This window comes from Enterobacter cloacae complex sp. Mu1197 (assembly GCF_040059225.1).
In the GTDB taxonomy this organism is placed as follows: domain Bacteria; phylum Pseudomonadota; class Gammaproteobacteria; order Enterobacterales; family Enterobacteriaceae; genus Enterobacter; species Enterobacter quasiroggenkampii.
This window is the reverse complement of record NZ_CP157375.1, coordinates 718,045-744,580: the sequence shown is the minus strand read 5'-3', so window position 1 is coordinate 744,580 and position 26,536 is coordinate 718,045. Positions and strand designations below refer to the sequence as shown.

Annotated in this window: 19 protein-coding genes; 13 read left to right on the top strand and 6 right to left on the bottom strand. The window is 56.7% G+C overall.

Annotated features, from left to right (window positions below):
• Positions 1 to 27 precede the first annotated feature (27 nt).
• Together ABFV38_RS03480 and araC are read right to left on the bottom strand one after the other, a co-directional pair.
• Positions 28 to 798 (bottom strand): DedA family protein, encoded by a 771-nt coding sequence (locus ABFV38_RS03480; RefSeq protein ID WP_348958513.1) that lies wholly within the window; start codon positions 796 to 798, stop codon positions 28 to 30.
• A gap of 128 nt (positions 799 to 926) precedes the next feature.
• The gene (araC, locus tag ABFV38_RS03475) at positions 927 to 1,772 is read right to left on the bottom strand and encodes an arabinose operon transcriptional regulator AraC (RefSeq protein ID WP_023293301.1); all 846 of its coding nucleotides are present in this window, start codon (positions 1,770 to 1,772) and stop codon (positions 927 to 929) included.
• A 337-nt stretch (positions 1,773 to 2,109) separates the two neighbouring features.
• Here araC and araB point away from each other — a divergent pair, with 337 nt between their 5' ends.
• From araB to rluA, 6 genes are all read left to right on the top strand, one after another.
• Positions 2,110 to 3,819: a ribulokinase gene (araB, locus tag ABFV38_RS03470; protein WP_262810384.1), complete on the top strand. Its 1,710-nt coding sequence runs from the start codon at positions 2,110 to 2,112 to the stop codon at positions 3,817 to 3,819.
• 10 nt (positions 3,820 to 3,829) lie between these two features.
• Positions 3,830 to 5,332 (top strand): L-arabinose isomerase, encoded by a 1,503-nt coding sequence (araA, locus tag ABFV38_RS03465; RefSeq protein WP_048028527.1) that lies wholly within the window; start codon positions 3,830 to 3,832, stop codon positions 5,330 to 5,332.
• A gap of 89 nt (positions 5,333 to 5,421) precedes the next feature.
• Positions 5,422 to 6,117, top strand: a complete 696-nt coding sequence (araD, locus tag ABFV38_RS03460; protein ID WP_262778525.1) for an L-ribulose-5-phosphate 4-epimerase — start codon at positions 5,422 to 5,424, stop codon at positions 6,115 to 6,117.
• Positions 6,118 to 6,273: 156 nt separating this feature from the next.
• Entirely contained in the window at positions 6,274 to 8,631 is a 2,358-nt protein-coding gene (polB, locus tag ABFV38_RS03455; RefSeq protein WP_348958510.1) for a DNA polymerase II, read from the top strand.
• Between the two features lie 128 nt (positions 8,632 to 8,759).
• On the top strand, positions 8,760 to 11,666 hold the full coding sequence (gene rapA, locus ABFV38_RS03450; protein WP_348958508.1) for an RNA polymerase-associated protein RapA: 2,907 nt from the start codon (positions 8,760 to 8,762) through the stop codon (positions 11,664 to 11,666).
• Positions 11,667 to 11,678: 12 nt separating this feature from the next.
• Positions 11,679 to 12,338: a bifunctional tRNA pseudouridine(32) synthase/23S rRNA pseudouridine(746) synthase RluA gene (gene rluA, locus ABFV38_RS03445; protein WP_202773936.1), complete on the top strand. Its 660-nt coding sequence runs from the start codon at positions 11,679 to 11,681 to the stop codon at positions 12,336 to 12,338.
• 29 nt (positions 12,339 to 12,367) lie between these two features.
• Here the strand turns inward: rluA and djlA are convergent, their stop codons facing one another.
• On the bottom strand, positions 12,368 to 13,183 hold the full coding sequence (djlA, locus tag ABFV38_RS03440) for a co-chaperone DjlA (protein ID WP_008502016.1): 816 nt from the start codon (positions 13,181 to 13,183) through the stop codon (positions 12,368 to 12,370).
• Between the two features lie 239 nt (positions 13,184 to 13,422).
• Here djlA and lptD point away from each other — a divergent pair, with 239 nt between their 5' ends.
• The 6 genes from lptD to apaH are packed head-to-tail and all read left to right on the top strand — an operon-like array spanning position 13,423 to position 20,176.
• Positions 13,423 to 15,798, top strand: coding sequence for an LPS assembly protein LptD (gene lptD / locus ABFV38_RS03435; protein ID WP_045907776.1), 2,376 nt, complete (start codon positions 13,423 to 13,425; stop codon positions 15,796 to 15,798).
• Positions 15,799 to 15,851: 53 nt separating this feature from the next.
• Positions 15,852 to 17,138, top strand: coding sequence for a peptidylprolyl isomerase SurA (gene surA / locus ABFV38_RS03430; protein WP_014882507.1), 1,287 nt, complete (start codon positions 15,852 to 15,854; stop codon positions 17,136 to 17,138).
• Entirely contained in the window at positions 17,138 to 18,124 is a 987-nt protein-coding gene (pdxA, locus tag ABFV38_RS03425; protein ID WP_045907774.1) for a 4-hydroxythreonine-4-phosphate dehydrogenase PdxA, read from the top strand. The genes surA and pdxA overlap by 1 nt, the downstream gene beginning before the upstream one ends.
• Positions 18,121 to 18,942, top strand: a complete 822-nt coding sequence (gene rsmA / locus ABFV38_RS03420) for a 16S rRNA (adenine(1518)-N(6)/adenine(1519)-N(6))-dimethyltransferase RsmA (RefSeq protein WP_008502020.1) — start codon at positions 18,121 to 18,123, stop codon at positions 18,940 to 18,942. The genes pdxA and rsmA overlap by 4 nt, the downstream gene beginning before the upstream one ends.
• A 3-nt stretch (positions 18,943 to 18,945) precedes the next feature.
• On the top strand, positions 18,946 to 19,323 hold the full coding sequence (gene apaG / locus ABFV38_RS03415) for a Co2+/Mg2+ efflux protein ApaG (RefSeq protein ID WP_032644031.1): 378 nt from the start codon (positions 18,946 to 18,948) through the stop codon (positions 19,321 to 19,323).
• Between the two features lie 4 nt (positions 19,324 to 19,327).
• Positions 19,328 to 20,176: a bis(5'-nucleosyl)-tetraphosphatase (symmetrical) ApaH gene (gene apaH / locus ABFV38_RS03410; RefSeq protein ID WP_348958503.1), complete on the top strand. Its 849-nt coding sequence runs from the start codon at positions 19,328 to 19,330 to the stop codon at positions 20,174 to 20,176.
• A gap of 36 nt (positions 20,177 to 20,212) precedes the next feature.
• Here the strand turns inward: apaH and folA are convergent, their stop codons facing one another.
• From folA to kefF, 3 genes are all read right to left on the bottom strand, one after another.
• The gene (gene folA / locus ABFV38_RS03405) at positions 20,213 to 20,692 is read right to left on the bottom strand and encodes a type 3 dihydrofolate reductase (protein WP_008502023.1); all 480 of its coding nucleotides are present in this window, start codon (positions 20,690 to 20,692) and stop codon (positions 20,213 to 20,215) included.
• Positions 20,693 to 20,806: 114 nt separating this feature from the next.
• Positions 20,807 to 22,672, bottom strand: coding sequence for a glutathione-regulated potassium-efflux system protein KefC (gene kefC / locus ABFV38_RS03400; protein ID WP_048225611.1), 1,866 nt, complete (start codon positions 22,670 to 22,672; stop codon positions 20,807 to 20,809).
• On the bottom strand, positions 22,665 to 23,195 hold the full coding sequence (gene kefF, locus ABFV38_RS03395; protein WP_045907770.1) for a glutathione-regulated potassium-efflux system oxidoreductase KefF: 531 nt from the start codon (positions 23,193 to 23,195) through the stop codon (positions 22,665 to 22,667). The genes kefC and kefF overlap by 8 nt, the downstream gene beginning before the upstream one ends.
• A gap of 364 nt (positions 23,196 to 23,559) precedes the next feature.
• On the opposite strand from kefF, the gene ABFV38_RS03390 reads away from it, so the two are divergent.
• Entirely contained in the window at positions 23,560 to 26,517 is a 2,958-nt protein-coding gene (locus ABFV38_RS03390) for an autotransporter outer membrane beta-barrel domain-containing protein (protein WP_348958501.1), read from the top strand.
• The last annotated feature ends 19 nt before the right edge of the window (positions 26,518 to 26,536 follow it).

Genomic DNA, 26,536 nt, shown 5'->3' with positions numbered 1-26,536 from the left:
CCGGGCAAACGCAGTGCCGCCCGGCGCTTAACGGCTCACAACTTTCAACAGGATCTCACCATACACCGGCATCAGCGGGTGACGAATCAGCGCCACCAGCGCCACCACAGCCACACCCAGCGTCAGCGGGGCCAGCCAGAGCAGGCGAGTACGCGGGAGGTAGCGCGTCAGGCGATCGATATTCGCCTTCGCGCTGCGCCACAGCCGCCAGCAGAGCCATGCCGCCAGCCACAGCAGCAGTGCCGTGCCCAGCAGCAGCCACTTAAACTCACCGCCGCTTTGCATACCGTCAGGAATATCGATGGCGGCCCCCGCGAGGATCCCCGGCAGGAAGTAGAACGGCGGCCAGAAGACGCAGCCGATAATGTTTGGCACCACGAATTTCGCAACGGGCAGATCCAGCATCCCGGCCACCATCGGCACCAGCGGACGCGTTGGCCCTACGAAGCGGCCGACGAGGATGGTAAACATGCTGTGCTGGTGCAGCGCATGCTCGGTCTTATCCAGCAAGGCTTTGTTCTTTTTCATGAACGACCAGCGGTGCAGCGGCTTCTTAAAGCGCCAGCCCAGCCAGAAGGAGATCCAGTCGCCGAGCAGGCAGCCGATAATTCCCGCCAGCCACGCCTGCCAGAAATTGACCTCACCGCTGCCGATCAGCGCGCCAAGCCCCGCCATCATCACGGTGCCGGGCAGGATTAACCCGACAAGCGCCAGCGACTCCAGAAACGCCACCAGCGCCACGGCGATGAGCGAGTACATAACGGACTGGGTAATAAAGTGTTCCAGCAATGCCTGCATAACTATTCCGGTCAGAAAACGAATCAGCGATTCTGCTTAGCGCCCCGCACCGCGTCAAGGCAACAATTGTCTGAATAGTTTACAGGTTGCTTCCCGCATTCACCTGTTTGTTTATCTTTTTTTACCGTTTATTCACATCCCGCGCGGAATTCACTGGGGCTGGCACCGGTACATTTTTTAAATACCCGGGAGAAATAGAGCTGATCCTCAAAGCCCACGTTGCGCCCCACGGTGGCGATGGGCATCCGGGTGGTGCTGAGCAGCAGCTTCGCCTGGCTGATCCGCTGATCCTCGCGCCAGCTCAACACGCTGACGCCCAGCTGCTGGCGGAACAGATGCGACAGACGCGACGGTGACAGGCAGACGTGCTGGGCAACGCTGGCGATATCAAACTGGCTATCGGCCAGGTGGTCGCTGATGTACTGGCAGGCGTCGCGCACGCGGTTATCCAGCGGCGGGTTAAGCGACGCGTTAATCGCCTCCATCCGTCGCAGCAGCAGCTGCTCAAGCAGGTTAATCGCCAGCAGTTCAGCGTAGCGCCCACCGGCCTGTCCCGCCTCGATAATCTGCGCAAAAAGTTCGCGAAACTGCGCCAGATGCACCTCATCCGGGCGATAAAAACCGGTGTGCGCAAAAATCGCCGGCCAGGAAAGCCACTCCTGCCAGTAGGCGCGCGGACGGAAATAGACCCACTGGTGATACCACTCTTTGGCATCCGGATGACGGCCGTAGTGGTGGATCTCCCCCGGCGGGAACAGCAGGATATCCCCCGGGCGGCAGACAAACTGCTGGTCGCCGTTTTTGATGATCCCTTCCCCCCGCACGGTCAGGTTAAGGATATATCCTTTCATCCCAAGCGGTCGGTCGACGTAAAAGTCGAGATATCCTTCAGCCTCGATAGGAGTCAGTCCCGCCACAAGGTGCGCGTTAAACGAGTATCCCGGCAGCAGAGGATCGTTTTGCGTTTCGGCCATAGATTCAGTTCTCCCAAGGGTCCTCAAGGAAACCAATTGTCCATATCACTAAAAGCAGCTTAAAAATGGCCCGCGAAAAGATCCAAAAAGCATCACGCCGCTTTTACGTCCGCCATGTTTCAGCCTTTCCCCCTGATTTCTCCGCCTGAGCAGGCAGATAAGCAGTAACAAAAGTGTCTATAACTGCGGCAGAAATGTCCACATTGAATATTTGCACGGCGTCACACTTTCCGTTGTAACAGCAATTTAGTCCATAAGATTAGCGGATCCTGCCTGACGACTTTTGTCCCCAGTCTCTAATGTTCTTCCATACCTCTTTTTTCGATGGAGCAACACCATGGCAATTGCGATTGGCCTCGATTTTGGCAGCGATTCGGTTCGCGCGCTGGCAGTGGACTGTACGTCCGGCCAGGAGATAGCAACCAGCGTTGAGTGGTACCCGCGCTGGCAAGAGGGGCGCTACTGCGATGCGCCGAACAACCAGTTTCGGCATCACCCGCGTGACTACATTGAGTCGATGGAAGCGGCCATTAAAACCGTTCTGGCCGAACTGACCGACGCCCAGCGGGCGGATATTGTTGGGATTGGCGTCGACAGTACCGGCTCCACGCCTGCCCCTGTGGATGCCGATGGCCGCGTGCTGGCGCTGCGTCCTGAGTTTGCCGACAACCCGAACGCCATGTTCGTGCTGTGGAAAGACCATACCGCCGTGGAAGAGGCCGAAGCCATCACCCGACTGTGCCATCAGCCGGGCAAAACGGACTACTCGCGCTACATCGGCGGGATTTATTCCAGCGAATGGTTCTGGGCCAAGATCCTGCACGTCACCCGTGCCGACGCAACCGTTGCGCAGGCTGCAGCGTCATGGGTTGAGTTGTGCGACTGGGTGCCTGCTCTGCTCTCCGGCACCACGCGCCCACAGGATATCCGCCGCGGTCGCTGCAGCGCCGGGCATAAATCCCTGTGGCATGAAAGCTGGGGCGGCCTGCCTCCGGCAGCCTTCTTCGATGAACTCGACCCGATCATCAACAAGAGCCTGACATACCCGCTGTTTACCGACACCTTTACCGCCGATATTCCCGTCGGCACCCTCTGTGAGGAGTGGGCGACGCGCCTCGGCCTGCCGCAAAACGTGGCGATCTCCGGCGGCGCGTTTGACTGCCATATGGGCGCCGTGGGCGCGGGCGCACAGCCAAACACGCTGGTCAAAGTCATCGGCACCTCCACCTGCGACATCCTGACGGCGGATAAAGCCACCGTCGGCGACCGCGCGGTAAAAGGCATCTGCGGCCAGGTTGACGGCAGCGTGGTGCCGGACTTCATCGGTCTGGAGGCCGGTCAGTCCGCGTTTGGCGATATCTACGCCTGGTTTGGCCGCGTGCTGGGCTGGCCGCTGGATCGACTGGCGGCGGCGCATCCTGAACTGAAAACCCAGATCGCCGAGAGCAAAAAGCAGCTTCTGCCGCAGCTTACCGAAGCCTGGGCCAAAAATCCCTCTCTCGATCACCTCCCGGTGGTGCTGGACTGGTTTAACGGTCGTCGCACACCGTTTGCCAACCAGCGCCTGAAAGGGGTGATTACCGATCTCAACCTCGCGACCGACGCGCCCGCGCTGTTCGGCGGCCTGATTGCCGCAACGGCCTTCGGTGCCCGCGCCATTATGGAGTGCTTCACCGAGCAGGGCATCGACGTGAATAACGTGATGGCGCTGGGCGGCATCGCCCGTAAAAACCCGGTGATCATGCAGGCCTGCTGCGACGTGCTGAACCGTCCGCTGCAGATTGTGGCGTCCGATCAGTGCTGCGCGCTGGGCGCGGCGATTTTCGCCGCCGTCGCCGCGGGCGTCCATGCGGATATCCCCACCGCGCAGCAGCACATGGCGAGCGCCGTCGAAAACACCCTTCAGCCGCGTGCTCAGCAGGCACAACGCTTTGAACAGCTTTATCAGCGCTACCAGCAGTGGGCAAAAAGCGCCGAACTTCACTATCTCCCTGTCGCCGCCCCGGCCAAAAGCACCGCGGACACTACGGCAACCCTGACCCATTAAGGACACGATGATGACCATTTTTAATAACTATGAAGTGTGGTTTGTGATTGGCAGCCAGCATCTTTACGGACCGGAAGCGCTGCAGCAGGTAACGAAACACGCGGAGCACGTCGTTAACGCGCTGAACGCGGAAGCCAAACTGCCGTGCAAGCTGGTGCTGAAACCGCTGGGCACCACGCCGGATGAGATTACCCATATCTGCCGCGACGCGAACTACGACGATAAATGCGCCGGTCTGGTGGTGTGGCTGCACACCTTCTCACCGGCAAAAATGTGGATCAACGGCCTGTCTATCCTCAACAAACCGCTGCTGCAGTTCCATACCCAGTTCAACGCCTCCCTGCCGTGGGACAGCATCGACATGGACTTTATGAACCTGAACCAGACCGCACACGGCGGCCGCGAGTTCGGCTTCATCGGCGCGCGTATGCGTCAGCAGCACGCGGTAGTCACCGGCCACTGGCAGGATGGTAAGGCGCAACAGCGTATCGGATCCTGGATGCGCCAGGCGGTTTCGAAGCAGGATACCCGCCACCTGAAAGTGGTGCGTTTCGGCGACAACATGCGTGAAGTGGCGGTCACCGACGGTGACAAAGTGGCCGCGCAGATCAAGTTCGGCTTCTCCGTGAATACCTGGGCCGTGGGCGACCTGGTGCAGGTGGTGAATGAAATCAGCGATGGCGACGTAAGCGCGCTGGTGGACGAGTACGAAAGCAGCTACCGCCTGACGCCTGCGGCACAGATCAACGGCGAGAAACGTCAGAACGTGCTGGATGCGGCGCGCATCGAACTGGGCATGAAGCGCTTCCTGCAACAGGGCGGTTTCCACGCCTTTACCACCACTTTTGAAGATCTCCACGGTCTGAAACAGCTGCCGGGTCTGGCAGTACAACGTCTGATGCAGCAAGGCTACGGCTTTGCCGGCGAAGGCGACTGGAAAACTGCCGCTCTGCTTCGCATCATGAAGGTGATGTCGACCGGTCTGCAGGGCGGCACCTCCTTTATGGAGGACTACACCTACCACTTCGAGAACGGCAATGACCTGGTGCTCGGCTCGCACATGCTGGAAGTGTGTCCTTCCATCGCGGTAGAGGAAAAACCGATTCTCGACGTGCAGTACCTCGGCATCGGCGGTAAAGCCGATCCGGCGCGTCTGATCTTCAACACCCGCACGGGCCCGGCCATCAACGCCAGCCTGATCGATCTGGGCGATCGTTTCCGCCTGCTGGTGAACTGCGTCGATGCGGTTGAAACGCCACATTCTCTGCCGAAACTGCCGGTCGCCAACGCCCTGTGGAAAGCACAGCCGGACCTGCCGACCGCGTCAGAAGCCTGGATCCTGGCCGGTGGCGCGCACCATACCGTCTTCAGCCACGCGCTGGATCTGAACGACATGCGTCAGTTCGCCGAGCTGCACGATATCGAATTGACCGTCATTGATAACGATACCCGCCTGCCCGCCTTCAAGGACGCGCTGCGCTGGAACGAAGTCTATTACGGTTCAAAACGCTAAAGCACGGAATGCCCGGTGGCGCCGCGTTTACCGGGCCTACGCTCCTGTAGGCCGGATAAGCGAAGCGCCATCCGGCACTGGAGACAACAATGTTAGAAGAGCTCAAACGGCAGGTACTTGAAGCCAACCTGGCGCTGCCGAAACATAATCTGGTCACCCTGACCTGGGGCAACGTGAGCGCCGTTGACCGCGATAAAGGCGTGTTCGTGATCAAGCCTTCCGGCGTCGATTACGCGGTGATGACGGCGGACGATATGGTCGTTGTCAGCATCGACACAGGTGAAGTGGTGGAAGGCAACAAAAAGCCGTCATCCGATACGCCCACTCACCGCCTGCTCTATCGATCATTCCCGACCATCGGCGGTATCGTGCATACCCATTCGCGCCATGCCACCATCTGGGCGCAGGCGGGCCAGTCCATCCCGGCGACCGGCACCACCCACGCGGACTACTTTTACGGCACCATTCCCTGCACGCGTTTGATGACCGATGCGGAGATTAACGGCGAGTATGAGTGGGAAACCGGTAACGTGATCGTTGAGACCTTCGAAAAACAGGGAATCGACGCGGCGCAAATGCCCGGCGTGCTGGTGCACTCCCACGGCCCGTTTGCCTGGGGGAAAAACGCGGAGGACGCGGTGCATAATGCCATCGTGCTCGAAGAGATCGCCTATATGGGGATCTTCTGTCGCCAGCTGGCGCCGCAGCTGCCGGATATGCAGCAAACCCTGCTGGATAAGCATTACCTGCGTAAGCACGGCGCGAAGGCCTACTACGGGCAGTAAACCCTTGCCCGGTGGCGCTGCGCTTACCGGGCCTACGGAACCTGCAGGCCGGATAAGCGCAGCGCCATCCGGCGAAACAGGCACTGTATAAAACCCCAGCAAACCTACCTCAACCAGGCTATAATCAGGCCTGGTTTTGTTTTCTGGGATAACGGCGTGGCGCAGGCGCAAGAAGGCTTTTTACTGACCCGACACTGGCGGGATACGCCTCAGGGCACCGAGGTTGAATTCTGGCTGGCAACGGACAACGGCCCGCTGCAGGTGATGCTGCCGCCGCAGGAGTCCGTGGCGTTTATTTCAGAAGCGCACGTCGAAAAAGTGAAACAGCTGCTGCGCGGTGAAAACGGCTGGCGCATTACCCCGCTTGAGCTGAAAGATTTCCACCGTCAACCGGTTTATGGCCTCTACTGTCGCGCCCATCGTCAGCTGATGCGCTATGAAAAACTGCTTCGCGAAGCGGGCGTGACGCTCTATGAAGCCGACATCCGCCCACCGGAGCGCTTTCTGATGGAGCGGTTTATTACCGCGCCCGTCTGGGTCGACGGCACCGCGCACAACGGCAGCCTCGTTAACGCGCGGCTGAAGCCGAACCCGCACTACCGCCCTCCGCTGAAGTGGGTCTCCCTGGATATCGAAACCACCCGCCACGGCGAACTGTACTGCATAGGCCTGGAAGGCTGCGGCGATCGGGTTGTCTATATGCTCGGACCGCCGAATGGTGATGCCTCCGCGCTGGATTTCCGGCTTGAGTACGTCAACAGCCGCCCGCAGCTGCTCGAGAAGCTTAACCAGTGGTTTGCCGACTACGATCCCGACGTCCTGATCGGCTGGAACGTGGTGCAGTTCGACCTGCGCGTGCTGCAAAAACACGCCGAGCGTTACCGCATCCCGCTGATGCTCGGGCGCGGCAACAGCGAGCTGGAATGGCGCGAGCACGGTTTTAAGAACGGCGTTTTCTTCGCCCAGGCGAACGGTCGCCTGATTATCGACGGCATTGAGGCGCTCAAGTCCGCCTTCTGGAACTTCTCATCATTCGCCCTCGAAGCGGTGGCGCAGGAGCTGCTTGGCGAAGGCAAATCCATCGACAACCCCTGGGACAGAATGGACGAGATCGACCGGCGCTTTAACGAAGACAAGCCCGCGCTCGCCACCTATAACCTGAAAGATTGCGAGCTGGTCACGCAGATTTTCCACAAAACCGAAATTATGCCCTTCCTGCTGGAGCGCGCGACGGTGAACGGCCTTGCGGTCGACAGGCATGGTGGATCGGTTGCCGCCTTTAGCCATCTCTACTTTCCCCGAATGCACCGGGCAGGATATGTCGCCCCTAACCTCGGGGAGGTGCCGCCGCAGGCCAGCCCCGGCGGCTACGTCATGGATTCCCGGCCAGGATTGTATGATTCCGTTCTGGTGCTGGACTACAAAAGCCTCTACCCGTCGATAATTCGCACCTTCCTGATCGATCCCGTCGGGCTGGTTGAGGGCCTGGCCCAGCCGGATGATGAACACAGCACCGAAGGCTTCCTCGGCGCACGCTTCTCGCGGGAAAAACACTGCCTGCCCGACATCGTGGGAAACATCTGGCACGGCCGCGATGAGGCCAAGCGCCACGGCAACAAGCCCCTTTCTCAGGCGCTGAAAATCATCATGAACGCCTTCTACGGCGTGCTGGGTACCAGCGCCTGCCGCTTCTTCGACCCGCGTCTGGCGTCGTCGATCACCATGCGTGGGCACGAGATCATGCGTCAGACCAAAGCGCTGATTGAGTCCCGGGGCTATGACGTCATCTACGGTGACACCGACTCCACCTTTGTGTGGCTTAAGGGCGCGCATTCAGAAGAAGACGCCGCGCAAATCGGCAAAGCGCTGGTCGCCTTCGTGAACGACTGGTGGCAGGAACATCTGCAGAAAGCGCGGTTAACCAGCGCGCTGGAGCTGGAATTTGAAACCCATTTCGCCCGCTTTTTAATGCCCACCATTCGCGGTACCGATCAGGGCAGCAAGAAACGCTACGCCGGGCTGATTCAGGACGGCGACGCGCAGCGGATGGTTTTTAAAGGGCTCGAGACGGTACGTACCGACTGGACGCCGCTGGCGCAGCAGTTCCAGCAAACGCTCTATCTGCGGGTGTTTCGCAATGAACCGTATCAGGACTACGTGCGCGAGACGATAGCCAGCCTGATGGCGGGCGAGCTTGACGCGCAGCTGGTGTACCGCAAACGCCTGCGCCGCCCGCTCGCGGAGTACCAGCGCAACGTTCCTCCGCACGTGCGCGCCGCGCGCCTTGCGGACGACGAAAATGTCCGCCGCGGCCGCGCGCCGCAGTATCAGAACCGGGGTACCATCAAATACGTCTGGACGATAAACGGTCCGGAACCGGTGGATTATCAGCATTCGCCTCTGGATTACGAACACTATCTGACGCGTCAGCTTCAGCCGGTTGCCGACGGAATTTTGCCCTTCATCGACGACGACTTTGCTACACTGGTTACAGGGCAACTTGGCCTATTTTGACACGTGACGAAATGGCTGCCATCCAGTACCATAGCGCCCTTTCCATTCCCGGACCCATTTTTCGATGACCGTCTTTTTTGACGGTGGTCGAACTATTGCCTGCAATTAAAGATTAGAGCCGAACAACTATGCCTTTTACACTTGGTCAACGCTGGATCAGCGATACAGAAAGCGAACTTGGATTAGGAACCGTCGTTGCCGTTGATGCGCGCATGGTTACCCTCCTCTTCCCTGCCACTGGTGAAAACCGCCTGTACGCTCGCAATGACTCCCCTGTAACCCGCGTGATGTTTAATCCGGGTGACACCGTGACCAGCCATGACGGCTGGCAGCTCAAGATTGAAGACGTAAAAGAAGAGAATGGACTGCTCGCCTACATCGGCACTCGCCTGGACACCGACGAGGCCAATGTCATCCTGCGCGAAGTGCTGCTCGACAGCAAGCTGGTGTTCAGCAAGCCGCAGGACCGCCTGTTTGCCGGGCAAATCGACCGTATGGATCGCTTCTCGCTGCGCTATCGCGCGCGTAAGTTCCAGAGTGAACAGTACCGCATGCCGTGGAGCGGCCTGCGCGGCCAGCGCACCAGCCTGATCCCCCACCAGCTGAACATCGCCCATGACGTGGGTCGTCGCCACGCGCCACGCGTGCTGCTGGCAGATGAAGTGGGCCTGGGTAAAACCATTGAAGCGGGTATGATCTTGCATCAACAGCTGCTTTCCGGCGCCGCCGAGCGCGTGCTGATCGTGGTGCCAGAAACCTTACAGCACCAGTGGCTGGTTGAGATGCTGCGCCGCTTCAACCTGCGTTTCTCTCTGTTCGACGACGAACGCTACGCCGAAGCGCAGCACGATGCGGACAACCCGTTTGAAACCGAACAGCTTGTGATTTGCTCCCTGGACTTCGTGCGCCGCAGCAAGCAGCGTCTTGAGCATCTGTGCGATGCCGAGTGGGACCTGATGGTGGTCGACGAAGCGCACCACCTGGTCTGGAGCGAAGATGCGCCGAGCCGCGAATATATGGCTATCGAGCAGCTTGCCGAACGCGTGCCTGGCGTCCTGCTGCTGACCGCAACGCCGGAACAGCTGGGTCTCGAAAGCCACTTCGCCCGTCTGCGCCTGCTTGATCCCAACCGTTTCCACGATTTTGAGCAGTTTGTGGAAGAACAGAATAACTACCGTCCGGTGGCGGATGCCGTCGCACTGCTGCTGGCGGGCAAGCGTCTTTCTAATGACGAACTCAACACCCTGAGCGATCTGATCGGCGAGCAGGATATCGAGCCGCTTTTGCAGGCTGCGAACAGCGAGAGCGACAACGCGGAATCCGCGCGCAAAGAGCTGATCGACATGCTGATGGATCGCCACGGCACCAGCCGCGTGCTGTTCCGTAACACCCGTAACGGCGTGAAAGGGTTCCCGAAACGCGAGCTGCACACCATTAAACTGCCGCTGCCGACGCAGTATCAGACGGCGATTAAAGTCTCCGGCATTATGGGCGCGCGCAAAACGCAGGAAGAGCGTGCCCGCGACATGCTTTATCCGGAGCAAATCTACCAGGAGTTCGAAGGCGATACCGGCACCTGGTGGAACTTCGATCCGCGCGTGGAGTGGCTGATGGGCTACCTGACCGCACACCGCTCCCAGAAAGTGCTGGTGATCTGCGCCAAGGCGGCTACCGCCCTGCAGCTGGAGCAGGTTCTGCGCGAGCGTGAAGGTATTCGCGCCGCCGTGTTCCACGAAGGCATGTCCATCGTTGAACGCGACCGTGCCGCGGCGTGGTTTGGCGAAGAGGACAGCGGCGCGCAGGTTCTGCTGTGCTCGGAAATCGGCTCCGAAGGCCGTAACTTCCAGTTCGCCAGCAACCTGGTGATGTTCGATCTGCCGTTTAACCCCGATCTGCTGGAGCAGCGTATCGGCCGTCTGGACCGTATCGGTCAGGCCCATGATATTCAGATCCACGTGCCATATCTGGAAAAAACGGCCCAGTCCGTGCTGGTGCGCTGGTTCCACGAAGGTCTGGATGCGTTTGAACATACCTGCCCGACGGGCCGCACCATTTACGATCAGGTGCATGGCGATCTGATCGGCTACCTGGCCGCGCCGGAAAACACCGACGGCTTTGACGATCTGATTAAGTCCTGTCGTGAGAAGCACGACGCGCTGAAAGCGCAGCTGGAACAGGGTCGCGATCGCCTGCTGGAGATTCATTCCAACGGTGGCGAGAAAGCGCAGGCGCTGGCAGAGAGCATCGAAGAGCAGGATGACGACACCAGCCTGATAAGCTTCTCGATGAACCTGTTCGATATCGTCGGCATCAACCAGGACGATCGTGGTGAGAACCTGATAGTCCTGACCCCGTCCGATCACATGCTGGTACCGGATTTCCCTGGCCTGCCGGAAGATGGCTGTACCATCACCTTCGAGCGTGACGTGGCGCTGTCCCGTGAAGATGCCCAGTTCATCACCTGGGAACACCCGCTGATCCGCAACGGGCTGGACCTGATCCTCTCCGGTGATACCGGCAGCAGCACGATCTCCCTGTTAAAAAACAAGGCGCTGCCGGTGGGGACGCTGCTGCTGGAGCTGATTTACGTTGTGGAAGCACAGGCGCCGAAGCAACTGCAGCTCAACCGCTTCCTGCCGCCGACGCCGGTCCGTCTGCTGCTGGATAAAAACGGCACGAACCTGGCCGGACAAGTCGAGTTCGAAAGCTTCAACCGACAGCTGAGCGCGGTGAACCGCCATACCGGCAGCAAGCTGGTTAACGCGGTCCAGCAGGACGTGCACGCTATTCTGCAGCAGGGCGAAACCCAGATTGAGAAAGCGGCCAGAGCGCTGATTGATGCCGCACGCGCGGAAGCCGACGAGAAACTGTCTGCGGAGCTGTCGCGTCTGGACGCGTTGAAGGCCGTGAACCCTAACATCCGTGACGACGAGCTGGCAGCGATTGAAAGCAACCGTCAGCAGGTGCTGGAAAGCCTCAACCAGGCTAGCTGGCGTCTGGATGCCCTGCGTCTTATCGTTGTGACGCATCAGTAACCGGAGCGCAAGATGGTGATGGAGCCGTACAATCCGCCGCAGGATCCCTGGCTGGTCATTCTGTATCAGGATGAACACATTATGGTGGTTAACAAGCCCAGCGGGCTGTTGTCCGTGCCGGGGCGTCTGGATGAGCACAAAGACAGCGTGATGACGCGCATTCAGCGCGATCATCCTCAGGCGGAGTCTGTCCATCGCTTGGACATGGCGACCAGCGGCGTGATTGTGGTGGCGCTGAATAAGGCGGCGGAACGCGAGCTGAAGCGCCAGTTCCGCGAGCGCGAGCCGAAAAAGCAGTATGTCGCCCGCGTCTGGGGTCACCCCGCGCAGGCGGAAGGGCTGGTGGATTTACCGCTGATCTGCGACTGGCCAAACCGGCCAAAGCAGAAGGTGTGCTACGAAACCGGCAAGGCCGCGCAGACCGAGTATGAAGTGCTGGAATACGCGCCGGATAATACCGCGCGCGTCCTGCTTAAGCCGATTACCGGACGCTCACACCAGCTGCGTGTGCATATGCTTGCCCTGGGTCATCCAATTCTGGGCGACCGGTTTTACGCGCCGCCTGAAGCGCTGGCCTTAGCGCCACGTCTGCAGCTGCACGCGCAGACGCTTACCATCACCCATCCGGCCTTCGGTAACGCGATGACGTTTAAAGCACCGGTGGATTTCTAAAAAAAAACCCGACACCGTCGGGCTTTTTCTTATTTAAAGCCTTTCTTCTCTTTAATCAGTTCGTACGCTTTCTGAATTTCCTGCGCCTTTTGCTTCGCCATCTCCATCATTTCCGGCGGTAAGCCTTTCGCGACCAGCTTGTCCGGATGGTGCTCGCTCATCAGCTTACGATAGGCACGTTTGATCGTGGTCTGATCGTCAGAAGGCTTTACGCCAAGTACGTTACAGGCATCTTCCAGCGTCGGACCACGCTGCGCCTGCTGCCAGGCACCGCCAGATGACTGCTGGTGATAGCCGCCGCCAAACTGCGCCCCGCCCTGCATCATGCGCAGGAACTGGTCGAACTGCATACGGGAGATGCCCAGCTCTTCCGCAATCACGTATAAAACATCGCGCTCGTTAGGGTGAAGCGAGCCGTCGGCGAAGGCCGCCTGAATCTGAATTTCCAGAAACATCCGAATTAAATCAAAACGGCCGAAGCAGATGCTGCGGAACTGACGCATTTTTTCGCGAAGCGGATAGTTATCGGATTTCCCGATGCGAAACGCATTTTGCGCCTCCAGGCGGGAGTCACCGTGCAGATTCATGCGGTCCATAAAGACGCTGGCAATCTGAATATCGGCTTCCGTAACGCGGCCTTTGGATTTGGTTAAATGCCCCATCACCTCAAAAGTGGTGGAGAAAAAGAGTGACTGACGCTCGCGCTGATTGGCAAACCAGGCCATTTTGCGGCTGCGCGCCTTATCAAACATATGGCCAATAATAAGCCCCAGCACTATTCCCCAGAACCCGGCACCCATGATGATGGCGAACGCAACGCCGATTATTTTACCCCAATACTGCATATACTCCCCGGATAGTCATATTCCTGGCCGACGCAACGTCATCATCACTGTGTTCAAGTCACGGTCAATTGAAGGACATCGCCTATAATTTGCTTTATCATACTCGTCATTCGATAGCGAGCCTAACACTCTGGCACGCAAACGGGCAGGATTAACGCTGGTACTGCGCAGATGAGTAAGATAGTCTCTGAGCGTTTGTAAGCCGTAGCCACTGATGACGGAACAATAAAATACAACGTATGAAAAAACGTATCCCCACCCTCCTGGCCACAATGATTGGCACCGCCCTGTACAGTCAACAGGGGCTGGCGGCCGATCTCGCCTCGCAGTGTATGCTTGGCGTCCCAAGTTATAATCGCCCACTGGTGAGTGGCGATACCAATAGCTTGCCGGTAACCATTACTGCCGACAGTTCAAAAGGGACTTACCCTGACAATGCCACGTTTACAGGCAATGTCGATATTAATCAGGGCAATAGCCGCCTGCAGGCAGATGAAGTGCAGTTGCACCAGAAGCAGCCGGAAGGCGCGGCCGAGCCGGTACGCACGGTGGATGCGCTGGGTAATGTGCACTATGACGACAATCAGGTCATCCTGAAAGGTCCGAAAGCCTGGTCAAACCTGAATACGAAAGACACTAACGTCTGGAAAGGTGATTACCAGATGGTGGGTCGCCAGGGGCGCGGTGACGCAGACCTGATGAAACAGCGCGGAGAAAACCGCTATACCATCCTGGAAAATGGCACGTTCACGTCGTGTCTGCCGGGTTCAAATACCTGGAGCGTGGTCGGGAGCGAGGTTATCCATGACCGCGAAGAGCAGGTCGCTGAGATCTGGAATGCCCGCTTCAAAGTGGGTCCGGTACCCATATTCTACAGCCCTTATTTGCAGCTTCCCGTGGGTGACAAACGTCGCTCCGGTTTCCTGATCCCGAATGCCAAATACAGCACCACGAACTACTTTGAGTTCTACCTGCCGTATTACTGGAATATCGCGCCCAACATGGATGCGACGATCACGCCGCACTATATCCACAAGCGCGGCAACGTCATGTGGGAGAACGAATTCCGCTATCTGACCCACGCCGGTGCGGGTCTGATGGAGCTGGATTATCTGCCGTCGGATAACGTTTACAAGGACGACGCCAGAAACGTCTCGGGTGATAACCGTCACCGTTGGCTGTACTACTGGCAGCATTCCGGGGTGATGGATCAGGTGTGGCGCTTTAATGTTGACTACACCAAAGTCAGCGATTCGGCTTATTTTAATGACTTCTCGTCCAAATACGGCTCGAGTACCGATGGCTATGCCACGCAGAAATTCAGCGTAGGCTATGCGGTGCAGAACTTTGATGCAACCGTCTCGACCAAGAAATTCCAGGTGTTTTCTGACCAGTCCACGCCTACCTATGGCGCTGAGCCACAGCTGGACGTCAACTGGTACCAGAATGATGTAGGTCCCTTCGACACCCGGGTTTACGCTCAGGCGGTGCATTTCGTGAACACGGATTCGGACATGCCTGAAGCCACGCGTGTTCACCTGGAGCCGACGATCAATCTGCCGTGGTCTAACGACTGGGCAAGCCTGAATACCGAAGCCAAGCTGATGGCAACGCACTATCAGCAAAAAAATCTCGATAATTACAACGCAACGAACAGTGCACATCTGGAAGAGTCGGTTAACCGAACGCTCCCGCAGTTTAAAATGGACGGTAAGCTGATCTTCGAGCGTGATATGGCCCTGCTGGCGGATGGGTATACCCAGACGCTTGAACCGCGTATGCAGTATTTGTACGTGCCATACCGCGATCAGAGCAACATTCAAAACTACGACTCCTCTTTACTGCAGTCTGACTACAGTGGGCTGTTCCGCGACCGTACTTACGGCGGTCTGGACCGCATCGCCTCAGCGAACCAGTTAACGACCGGCGTCACAACACGTGTTTATGATGATGCCGCCGTTGAACGTTTTAACGTTTCTGTGGGTCAAATCTACTACTTCACAGAGTCTCGCACGGGCGATGACAATATTCAGTGGGAGAAAGACAACAAAACGGGATCGATAGTGTGGGCGGGAGATACCTACTGGCGTATGACTGACCGTTGGGGCCTGCGTGGCGGTGTGCAGTATGACACGCGTCTCGACAACGTTGCTAACAGTAGTGCAGCCATAGAGTATCGTCGCGATGAAGATCGTATGATTCAGGTAAGCTATCGTTACGCTAGCCCAGAATATATTCAGGCAACGCTACCGAAAAGCAATGATCAGAACAGCATCAACTACTGGAAATCGCCACAATATTCGGATGGTATTTCTCAGGTCGGTGCGGCAGCGAGTTGGCCCATCGCCGACCGTTGGTCAATCGTAGGCGCTTACTACTTTGACACTAACGCGAATAAAGCTGCTGACCAGATGGTGGGGCTGCAATATAACTCCTGCTGCTACGCGCTGCGTGTCGGTTACGAACGTAAGCTTAACGGCTGGGAAAACAATCAAAGCAAATACGATAACGTGATTGGCTTTAACTTCGAGTTACGCGGCCTGAGTTCCAACTACGGTCTGGGTACGCAGAAAATGCTGCGCTCGAATATTCTGCCTTACCGCAGTTCCTTGTAATGTGCTTGATTTGCAACGTAATCCGCTTTGCGGTTAATTGAAATGGAAAAAGTATGAAGAACTGGAAAACGCTGCTGCTCGGTGTCGCTATGGTTGCGAATACCAGCTTCGCGGCCCCCCAGGTTGTTGATAAAGTCGCCGCGGTGGTTAACAACGGCGTCGTGCTTGAAAGTGACGTTGACGGTCTGATGAAATCGGTGAAGCTCAATTCGGGCGAAGCAGGTCAGCAGCTTCCGGATGACGCCACGCTGCGCCATCAGATCCTGGAGCGTCTGATCATGGATCAGATCGTTCTGCAGATGGGGCAGAAAATGGGTGTGAAGGTCACTGACGAGCAGCTCGATCAGGCGATCGCTAACATCGCGAAACAAAACAACATGTCTTTAGACCAGATGCGCAGCCGTCTGGCCTATGACGGCATCAGCTACGCCACCTACCGTAATCAGATCCGTAAAGAGATGCTGATTTCGGAAGTGCGTAACAACGAAGTGCGTCGCCGCGTCACTATCCTGCCTCAGGAAGTGGACGCGCTGGCAAAACAGGTGGGTAACCAGAACGATGCGAGCACGGAGCTGAATCTGAGCCACATTCTGATCCCACTGCCAGAGAATCCAACGTCCGATCAGGCTGCGGAAGCAGAAAGTCAGGCGCGTTCAATTGTCGAACAGGCGCGTAACGGCGGTGACTTTGGCAAGCTGGCCATCACCTACTCCGCAGACCAGCAGGCGCTGAAAGGCGGCCAGATGGGCTGGGGACGTATTCAGGAGCTGCCATCCATCTTTGCCCAGGCCCTGAGCACGGCGAAGAAAGGGGATATCGTCGGTCCAATTCGTTCAGGCGTGGGCTTCCACATTCTGAAAGTGAACGATCTGCGCGGCCAGAGCCAAAATATCTCCGTTACCGAAGTTCACGCTCGCCATATTCTGCTGAAACCGTCACCGATCATGACTGACGATCAGGCGCGTGCGAAGCTGGAACAGATTGCAGCAGACATTAAGAGCGGTAAAACCTCGTTTGCCAATGCAGCAAAAGAGTTCTCTCAGGATCCAGGCTCTGCTAACCAGGGCGGCGATCTGGGCTGGGCGGCAGCGGATATTTACGATCCCGCCTTCCGCGATGCGTTGATGAAGCTGAACAAGGGCCAGATCAGCGCACCGGTCCACTCTTCGTTTGGCTGGCATCTGATCGAGCTGATGGACACCCGTAACGTTGATAAAACGGATGCGGCGCAGAAAGACAGAGCCTACCGTATGCTGTTTAACCGTAAGTTCTCTGAAGAAGCAGCCACCTGGATGCAGGAACAACGCGCCAGTGCTTACGTGAAAGTGCTGAGCAACTAATGAAACAGCATCGTGTTGTTATCACGCCCGGCGAACCCGCCGGGATTGGGCCTGACCTCGTTGTCCAGCTCGCCCAGCGCAGCTGGCCAGTAGAACTGGTTGTCTGCGCGGATGCAACACTGTTACAGGACCGGGCAACGCTGCTCGGTCTGCCTTTAACGCTCATCCCTTACGTTGAAGGCCAACAGCCTGCACCGCAGCAAGCCGGTACCCTCACCCTTCTTTCTGTTCCCCTTCGTACGCCGGTCATTCCTGGCCAGCTCAGCACGGAAAACGGCCACTATGTGGTTGAAACCCTTGCGCGCGCCTGCGACGGTTGCCTGAAGGGCGAATTTGCCGCCCTGATTACCGGCCCCGTCCACAAAGGCGTGATCAACGAAGCGGGCATACCGTTTACCGGGCATACGGAGTTCTTCGAAGAGCGATCGCACAGTCCGAAAGTGGTGATGATGCTGGCGACCGAAGCGATGCGCGTTGCCCTGGTGACCACCCATCTGCCGATCAAAGCGATTCCGGATGCGATCACCCCCGATCTCCTGCGCGAGATCATCGGGATTTTGCATCACGATCTGCAGACAAAATTTGGGATCCCGCAGCCGCATGTGCTGGTTTGTGGCCTGAATCCGCACGCGGGCGAAGGCGGGCACATGGGCACCGAAGAGATCGACACCATCATTCCGGTACTCAACGAAATGCGGGCGAAGGGAATGAACCTCAGCGGTCCGCTGCCTGCTGATACCCTTTTCCAGCCGAAATACCTGGATAATGCCGACGCCGTGCTCGCGATGTACCACGATCAGGGCCTGCCCGTGCTAAAATACCAGGGCTTTGGCCGCGGGGTGAATATCACCCTCGGTTTACCCTTTATTCGAACGTCCGTTGACCACGGTACTGCGCTGGATCTGGCAGGCCAGGGGAAAGCGGATGTCGGCAGTTTTATTACGGCGCTTAATCTCGCCATCAAAATGATTGTTAATACTCAATGACTAATCGAGTCCATCAGGGCCACTTAGCCCGTAAACGTTTCGGGCAAAACTTCCTTAACGATCAGTTCGTGATCGAAAGCATTGTCTCGGCTATTAATCCACAAAAAGGCCAGGCGATGGTCGAAATCGGCCCGGGCCTTGCCGCACTGACCGAGCCGGTAGGCGAACGCCTCGACGAACTGACCGTCATCGAACTGGACCGCGATCTGGCCGCACGCCTGCAAACGCACCCGTTCCTCGGGCCGAAGCTGACCATTTATCAGCAGGACGCCATGACCATGAACTTCGGCGAGCTGTCGGAAAAAATGGGCCAGCCGCTGCGCGTATTCGGCAACCTGCCGTATAACATCTCCACGCCGCTCATGTTCCACCTCTTTAGCTATACTGATGCCATTGCCGATATGCACTTCATGTTGCAAAAAGAAGTGGTTAACCGTCTGGTTGCAGGCCCGAACAGTAAAGCGTATGGTCGTTTAAGCGTGATGGCACAATATTACTGCAACGTGATCCCGGTACTCGAAGTACCGCCGTCAGCGTTCACACCACCACCGAAAGTGGATTCAGCGGTTGTGCGCCTTGTGCCGCACAAAACGAAACCGTACCCGGTTAAAGATCTGCGTGTACTGAGCCGCATTACCACTGAAGCCTTTAACCAGCGTCGTAAAACGATCCGTAACAGCCTCAGCAATTCATTCACCGTTGAGGTATTAGCTGAACTGGGGATCGACCCGGCAATGCGTGCGGAGAACATTTCCGTAGAGCAGTACTGCAAGCTGGCTAATTACATCAGCGAAAATGCGCCGCCGAAGGAGAGTTAAGCCATGATTGATTCGCCCCGCGTATGTGTCCATGTACAAAGCGTCTATGTTGAATCACAGTCCTCGCCGGACGAAGAACGCTTTGTCTTTGCTTACACCGTGACCATTCGCAACCTGGGGCGGACGCCCGTGCAGCTGCGCGGACGCTACTGGCTTATCACCAACGGCAATGGCCGCGAAATCGAAGTTCAGGGGGAAGGTGTGGTCGGTGAACAGCCCCACATCGCCCCTGGCGAAGAGTACCAGTACACCAGCGGCGCGGTGATTGAAACGCCGATGGGTACCATGCAAGGCCATTATGAAATGGTCGATGTCGATGGCAATGGCTTCCGCGTTGCCATTCCCGTGTTCCGTCTCGCCGTAACCACACTTATTCATTAATCTAATGTCTACATATCTGATTGGCGACGTTCACGGTTGCTACGATGAACTGATCGCATTATTAAAACAGGTCGACTTTACGCCAGAACAGGACACGCTCTGGCTGACGGGCGATTTAGTCGCACGTGGCCCCGGCTCGCTTGAGGTATTACGTTTCGTCAAATCGCTGGGCGACAGGGTGCGCATGGTGTTGGGCAATCACGATCTGCATCTGCTGGCAGTGTTCGCCGGGATCAGCCGCAATAAACCAAAAGATCGCCTCACCCCGCTGCTGGAAGCGCCGGACGCGGACGATCTGATTAACTGGCTGCGCCGTCAGCCCCTGCTGCAGGTCGACGAAGAGAAAAAGCTGGTCATGGCGCATGCTGGGATCACGCCACAATGGGATCTTGAAACAGCGAAAACCTGTGCGCGTGACGTTGAGGCGGTGCTGGCAAGCGACTCGTATCCTTTCTTCCTCGATGCCATGTACGGCGACATGCCGAACCACTGGAGCGAGGATCTCAGCGGTCTCGCCCGTCTGCGCTTTATCACGAACGCCTTCACCCGCATGCGTTTCTGCTTCCCGAACGGACAGCTGGACATGTATTCCAAAGAGACGCCGGAAAGCGCACCGGCCCCGCTCAAACCGTGGTTTGCCATTCCGGGACCGGTGACCAGCGAGTACAGCGTGGTATTTGGTCACTGGGCTGCACTGGAAGGAAAAGGGACGCCGGAAGGGATTTACGGTCTGGATACCGGATGCTGCTGGGGCGGAGAGTTAACCTGCTTACGCTGGGAAGATAAAGCTTACTTTGTTCAGCCGTCCAACCGACAGCTGGACTTAGGGGAAAGTGAGGCCGTCGCCTCCTGAATCATGCCCTCTCCCGGGCGGGAGAGGGCAAAGCACTTAACGACGTTCCAGGATCTCGAAGCAGTAGCTGTGAGAGTTCTGTGCATCCGCATCGTGGAATTCGCTAAATACCGATTCCCACTCGTCCGGATCGTAGTCCGGGAAATGGGTATCCCCTTCCACTTCCGCATCAATATGGGTCAGATACAGCTTCTGCGCTTTAGGCAGGAACTGCTCGTACACGCGCCCGCCGCCAATTACCATGATCTCTTCGGCATTGCCGCATGCAGCAATCGCCTCGTCGACGGATTTTACCCATTCGACACGATCGTCAGTACCCGGCTGGCTACTGATAACGATATTTTTACGGCCCGGCAATGGACGACCAATCGACTCCCAGGTCAGGCGGCCCATCACTACCGGCTTGTTTAACGTAGTACGTTTAAACCATGCAAGATCGGCAGGCAGGTTCCACGGCATGGCATTTTCCATACCGATAACGCGGTCCACCGCCAGCGCTGCAATCAGACTGATCATTGAAAATTTCCCGGATGCAAAAAATTGCCGCCACTATACGGAAAGCTTAATCTTTCGTCGACTGGCGGCAGAGTAAAGATACAGAAATTTTTTAATATTGCTGGCAACTCCACTTCACGCGGAAGGTTTACTCTCCGGTTCGTCAGACGGATCCCCGGTATGCTTGCCCTCTTCTGTGCCCTGCCAGCCGTGACGCTGGATCAGCGACAGGTGATTGCGATCCTCATTGATGATTTCCGTCAGCATGGCGCTGGTGCGTTTAAACACTGCCGCACGCTCCGTGGCCGTACTGCCCGCCATCGCCGCCATCTCTTCCACCATTTCGGTATTAAAGCGACGGAACAGATCCGCCCGTTCGCGGGCTTCATACGCGCCGAGCCCCAGGTTTTCCAGCGCCATGCGGCCAGACTTCAGCGCGCCTTCAAAGGTTTCACGCTCGGGGGCTGCGACGCCCGCCTGCCTGAGGCGGATATAATGATCAACATCGCGTGCGCGGGAAATGATGGTCAGATCCGGAAAATGCTCTTTCGCCATTTCCACCATCTGCATGCTGGTCTCCGGATCGTCAATCGCGTTAATCAATACCTCCGCTTTCGCCGCCCCGGCGGATTCCAATAGATCGACGCGGGTTGCATCGCCGTAAAACACCTTCATATCAAATTTACGCAGGGTATCGACATGGTCGGGGTCGTGATCGAGGATAACCATTTTCACCCCGCTGGACAGCAACAGACGACCAACGATCTGCCCGTAGCGGCCAAATCCGGCAATGATGACGCGAGGCTGCTCCTCGTCGATCTCATCGGCTTCGCGCTCCTGATCGCTACCCGATTTTTCCAGACGCGTCAGCACCACCAGCAGAACGGGCGTCGCGGCCATCGACAGTGCGACCGCCAGCGTCAGCGCTTTTGCCCACTCGGGATCGAGGACGTTTGCCATCTGCGCCGCGCCAAAGACCACGAACGCAAATTCACTCCCCTGCCCCAGCAGAACCGCAAACCAGCTGCGCTGCTTATTCGGCACCTTCAGCGGACGCGCAATCAGCCACAGCATCGCCATTTTAATGATCAGGAAGCCGACCAGCAGGACGACGATCCGCAGCGGGTGCGTCACCAGCGTGCCGAAGTCGACGGACATCCCTACGCCGATGAAAAACAGCCCCAGCAGCAAGCCTTTGAACGGCTCGATATCGCTTTCCAGCGCGTGACGGTATTCGGAACTCGCCAGCAGAACGCCGGCCAGGAAGGCCCCCATCGCCATCGACAGGCCGGCTTCCTCCAGCAGCAGACCGAAGCCAAACACCAGGAAGAGCGCCACGGCGCTGAACACTTCGCGAAGGCCTGAGCGGGCAACGAACCGCAGCAGCGGACGGGTGACGTAGCGACCAAGCAGCACCACCAGCGCCAGCGCCCCCACGACTTTTAATGCCGACAGCGCGAACGCCCCCAGCGTCGTGGAGGAACCGCTGGCCGCCAGCAGCGGGATCATCGCCACCAGCGGGATAGCGGCAATGTCCTGGAACAGCAGCACCGAGAACGCGCTGCGTCCCATCTGCGAGACCGTCAGATTGCGCTCGTTCATGGCCTGCATGGCAATGGCGGTCGAGGAGAGCGCCAGCGTCATGCCGATAAGCTCTGCCACTTTCCAGTCCATGCCCAGCAGGATGCAGAACCCACCCAGCAGCAGGCCACAGGCCACCATCTGCAGCGCCCCGCCGCCAAATACCGAGGCGCGAAGCTTCCACAGGCGCTGCGGGTCGAGTTCCAGACCAATCACAAAGAGCATCAGCACAACGCCAATTTCAGCGAAATGAAGGATCGCCTCTGCATCCGTCACCAGTCGAAAGCCCCACGGTCCAATAACGCAGCCCGCAATCAGGTAGCCGAGAACAGAGCCCAGCCCCAGGCGTACCGCCACGGGCACAATCAGCGCCGCTGCGCCAAGGTATATCAGCGCCTGTATCAGCGTATGGCTATCCATGGTGCGCCTCCTGCCACTCAAGTAAGCGTTGTTTATAATGGCGAGCCTGCGCCTGCAGCGTTTCGTCATCGCAGACAAAAGTGCAGTGCATCGCAAAAGGCGGGAGCCAGTTCAGGCCGCAGTAGAGCGCGGTCGCCTGCAGCGGCTGTGCCAGGACCTCAAAACCCGGGAAGGAACCAATATCAAAGTGGCTTTCTCCTCCGCCCGTGGTAACCGCCCACATCAGGCTTTTCCCTTTTAGCGCATGACCATTGTGGCCATACGCCCAGCCGTGGGAGAAGACTTTATCAATCCACAGCTTCAGCAGCGGAGGCGTGCTGTACCACTGCATGGGATGCTGCCAGACGATTAGATCGGCACGGGAAAGCGCCTCCTGTTCAGCGGCGATATCGATGTTGAAATCGGGATAAAGTTGATAGAGAGAACGTATCTCTACGTTATCAAGCGTCCTTACCTGCTCAAGCATCCGCTTATTCGCATGCGAGTGCTGCGGATAAGGGTGCGCATAAATAATGAGTATCATCAAATGACCTGTCTTCTTCTCTTCTTGTAGCAGTGAGTGTAGACAGTTAACCCGCCCGGTGAAAGGGGCGAAAAGCCTTGCAAAGGTAAAACGCAACAATGGGCAATGATTGTCCCGGACGGGTATCGCAGGCGTAAAACGATAGTTAAAGAAAATATATTAAATGAATGGTTAAGGATGAAATATATTAATTAACGATCAATTAAGAGGTTCTAAAATCATTATTTAATAAATCAACCTATACATAACGCATTGAAAAAATAATAATTTTATGCTCTTAGTTGTAAGCCCACTCTTGTAAGCAGCCTAAAAGGGTTACTCCATATCATTAATTAGCGTCACTTCTTCTCAAATGGATGTGTACATGCGCAACAAAAAATTCAAATTAAACAAAACCACAAGCACTCTCGGAAAGATATTTCCTGCCTTGTTTATATTCACACCGATAGTGGCCCTTGCCGGAACCATTGATCAATCCACCTCTGTCCCACAAGAGTTTTCCTCCGAAGCAGAATACACCATCAATAAAGACGTCACCATCTCGTCCTCGGGAAGTGAGAGCGCGGTTTCTGTTTCAGGATTCAACGTAACAACCGTGACTAACAAGGGGAATATTTCTGGCGCAGGTAAAGGTCTGGACATTAATACCTCCGCGCAGCGTGTTACCTTAAATAATGAGGAAGGTGCGACGATTTCCTCAACCGGTGCCTCTGCCGTTAACATTGAATCCATGCAGGGGGATATTATCAATAACGGAAGCATTACCGCTTTCGACAATGGTATTTATGTCAGTCAGAACTCCTCAGCTGTAAATATATCGAATGGCGCTACCGGGGTTATTAAAGGTAAAACAGGTCTTAGTGCACACGTCGGTGTGGCTATAAATAACGAAGGCACGCTTACCGGCACGGAAAATGATGGTATACACCTGAGCGACGGTAATACCAAAATCACCAATACCGGAACCGTTCAGGGCGCGCAGAACGGCATCAACGTAACGGATACGGCGAAAGTTGATATCACTAACAAGGGCTCGATTGGCGGTGGCGGTACGGCGATTACGTTTGCCAGCAGCAAAAACAATACGTTGGTACTTGATACAGGCTCGTCACTGAAAGGCGACGTCATTTCTAGCGTCTCTAAAGGAAATACGATAACCCTGGCAGGAACCGGCACAGAAGAAAGCAATTTTGTTGGCTTATCGGAAGGCGATGGCTTTGCTTCTTTAGAAATGGACGGTGAAAGCTGGGCGTTCTCAGGGAATATCGACATCATCGGTTCTGGCAATTCGCTGCTGGTTAACAGCGGTGATTTAATCCTGTCGGGTAATGTGTCTAATGCAGGTACGACTCTCGTTGCCAAAGAGGCTTCTCTCCTGCTGGGTGATGGCACGAAAACCGCGACGCTGAGCGGTGGACTGACCAACAACGGCACCCTTATTTTTAATCAGGGCAGTAATACGGCGTTCGCCACCGGCATTACCGGTAGCGGCAATGTTGAAAAAGTGGATTCCAACACCCTGACGCTAACCGGCAAAAACACCTACACGGGTGATACCGTTCTGCATAGCGGCACCACGCTGGTCGCTTTTGGTTCAACGCTTGGTACAAAGAGTAGCAACGCGACGATTACTGTCGAAAATGGCGCTCAGTTTGCCACTGCTGGTGAAGTAAACGACAATATCAACATCCTCACGGGTGGTACGCTGGCAGCATGGAATGCGGTTCAGGGTAACGATACGCTGAGCGTTTCAGGTATCGATACGGTCAACGGCAACGTCACCAACGGTGGCACACTGTTACTCAGTGCCGCCAATCACAGCGTTGGCAATAATTTCACCATTAACGGCGACTATACCGGCTCTGCGGGCAGTCAGATCGTGATGAACAGTACCCTGGGTGAAGACAACTCGCCAACCGATCATCTCACCATTACCGGCAGCAGCTTTGGCCAGTCCGACGTCAGCGTTAACAACATTGGCGGCCTGGGCGCGCAAACCGTTAACGGCATGGAAATTGTCAGCGTTGGCGGCAGCTCCGAAGCCCAGTTGACACTTGCCAAACCGGTGATTGCCGGTGCGTGGGAATATAATCTCTATCAGCACAGCAACGGCAACTGGTACCTGGAGTCAAAGGCCACGCCTTCCGATGAACCGTCTGATAATACCGATGATGGCGATAACACCGACAACGGTGATAACTCCGACAACGGCGGTAACACCGACAACGGTGATAACACCAACAACGGCGGTAACACCGACAACGGCGGTAACACCGACAACGGTGATAACACCAACAACGGCGGTAACACCGACAACGGCGGTAACACTGACAACGGCGGTAATACCGACAACGGCGGTAACACCGACAACGGCAGCAACAGCGGTCCTGAGGTCATGGCTCCAGAGGTTGGCGCTTACTTAGGCAACTACCTTGCCGCGCAGAGCATGTTCCTGCACAAGCGTGACGATCGCGATCAGATCACCTTCCGTAATGAAGAAGACCTCAACACTTGGATGTACGTCAAAGGTCGCTACCATGAAAACAATGCAGGCGGCGACAAAGTCAGCTATGACACCACCACCACCGTGCTTCAGGTAGGCAGCGACTTTATGAGCAAGCCTATGGACAACGGTATTCTGCGTGCGGGCGGCATGTTCGGGGCCGGTCAGGCGAAAACCCACTCTGATGCAAAACACAACGTGCGTGATGCGCAGGGCAAAGTGGACGGCTTTAACGTCGGCCTGTATGCAACCTGGCAGGAAGATCAGAAGCTGCGCCTGGGCAGCTACGTTGATACCTGGGCCGCCTACAGCTGGTACAACAATAAAGTGACCAGCAATCGCAACGATGAAGACTACGACAGCACCGGTTTTGCCGCTTCCGTCGAAGTGGGCCATGCGTGGGTGGTTGATTCAGAGAATGAGCGCACCTGGAAAATCGAACCGCAGGCTCAGATCGTCTACAGCTATCTGGATCAGGAAAATCATACCGATCGCGACGGCGTGCGGGTGACAACGCTGGACAACGACGGTCTGTTTGGTCGTCTGGGCGTCAAATCAAGCTACTTCCAGCAGAAAGATGTGAAAGCCTGGCAGCCGTACGTTGCCGTGAACTGGCTGAAAGGTGCGGGTCAAAACGATCTGGCGTTTAACGGCGAGACTGTCAGCAACGATACGCCGGAAGATCGTGGGCAACTGGAACTGGGCGTCACCGGTAACCTGAACGACACCACCACGCTCTCCCTGCGCGCCAGTGGCGAGTGGGGTGAAAACAGCTATGCTGCTTATGGCGGTCATATCCTGCTGAACCACCGCTGGTAATCGTTCCTGAAAGACTAAA

Excerpts from the sequence above, each read along its gene's own strand:
- kefF (WP_045907770.1), bottom strand. The coding sequence starts at position 23,195 with ATGATACTCATTATTTATGCGCACCCTTATCCGCAGCACTCGCATGCG.
- apaH (WP_348958503.1), top strand. The coding sequence starts at position 19,328 with ATGTCTACATATCTGATTGGCGACGTTCACGGTTGCTACGATGAACTG.
- surA (WP_014882507.1), top strand. The coding sequence starts at position 15,852 with ATGAAGAACTGGAAAACGCTGCTGCTCGGTGTCGCTATGGTTGCGAAT.
- lptD (WP_045907776.1), top strand. The coding sequence starts at position 13,423 with ATGAAAAAACGTATCCCCACCCTCCTGGCCACAATGATTGGCACCGCC.
- araC (WP_023293301.1), bottom strand. The coding sequence starts at position 1,772 with ATGGCCGAAACGCAAAACGATCCTCTGCTGCCGGGATACTCGTTTAAC.
- ABFV38_RS03480 (WP_348958513.1), bottom strand. The coding sequence starts at position 798 with ATGCAGGCATTGCTGGAACACTTTATTACCCAGTCCGTTATGTACTCG.
- ABFV38_RS03390 (WP_348958501.1), top strand. The coding sequence starts at position 23,560 with ATGCGCAACAAAAAATTCAAATTAAACAAAACCACAAGCACTCTCGGA.
- kefC (WP_048225611.1), bottom strand. The coding sequence starts at position 22,672 with ATGGATAGCCATACGCTGATACAGGCGCTGATATACCTTGGCGCAGCG.
- rsmA (WP_008502020.1), top strand. The coding sequence starts at position 18,121 with ATGACTAATCGAGTCCATCAGGGCCACTTAGCCCGTAAACGTTTCGGG.
- folA (WP_008502023.1), bottom strand. The coding sequence starts at position 20,692 with ATGATCAGTCTGATTGCAGCGCTGGCGGTGGACCGCGTTATCGGTATG.
- pdxA (WP_045907774.1), top strand. The coding sequence starts at position 17,138 with ATGAAACAGCATCGTGTTGTTATCACGCCCGGCGAACCCGCCGGGATT.
- rapA (WP_348958508.1), top strand. The coding sequence starts at position 8,760 with ATGCCTTTTACACTTGGTCAACGCTGGATCAGCGATACAGAAAGCGAA.
- araD (WP_262778525.1), top strand. The coding sequence starts at position 5,422 with ATGTTAGAAGAGCTCAAACGGCAGGTACTTGAAGCCAACCTGGCGCTG.
- apaG (WP_032644031.1), top strand. The coding sequence starts at position 18,946 with ATGATTGATTCGCCCCGCGTATGTGTCCATGTACAAAGCGTCTATGTT.
- araA (WP_048028527.1), top strand. The coding sequence starts at position 3,830 with ATGACCATTTTTAATAACTATGAAGTGTGGTTTGTGATTGGCAGCCAG.
- rluA (WP_202773936.1), top strand. The coding sequence starts at position 11,679 with ATGGTGATGGAGCCGTACAATCCGCCGCAGGATCCCTGGCTGGTCATT.
- araB (WP_262810384.1), top strand. The coding sequence starts at position 2,110 with ATGGCAATTGCGATTGGCCTCGATTTTGGCAGCGATTCGGTTCGCGCG.
- djlA (WP_008502016.1), bottom strand. The coding sequence starts at position 13,183 with ATGCAGTATTGGGGTAAAATAATCGGCGTTGCGTTCGCCATCATCATG.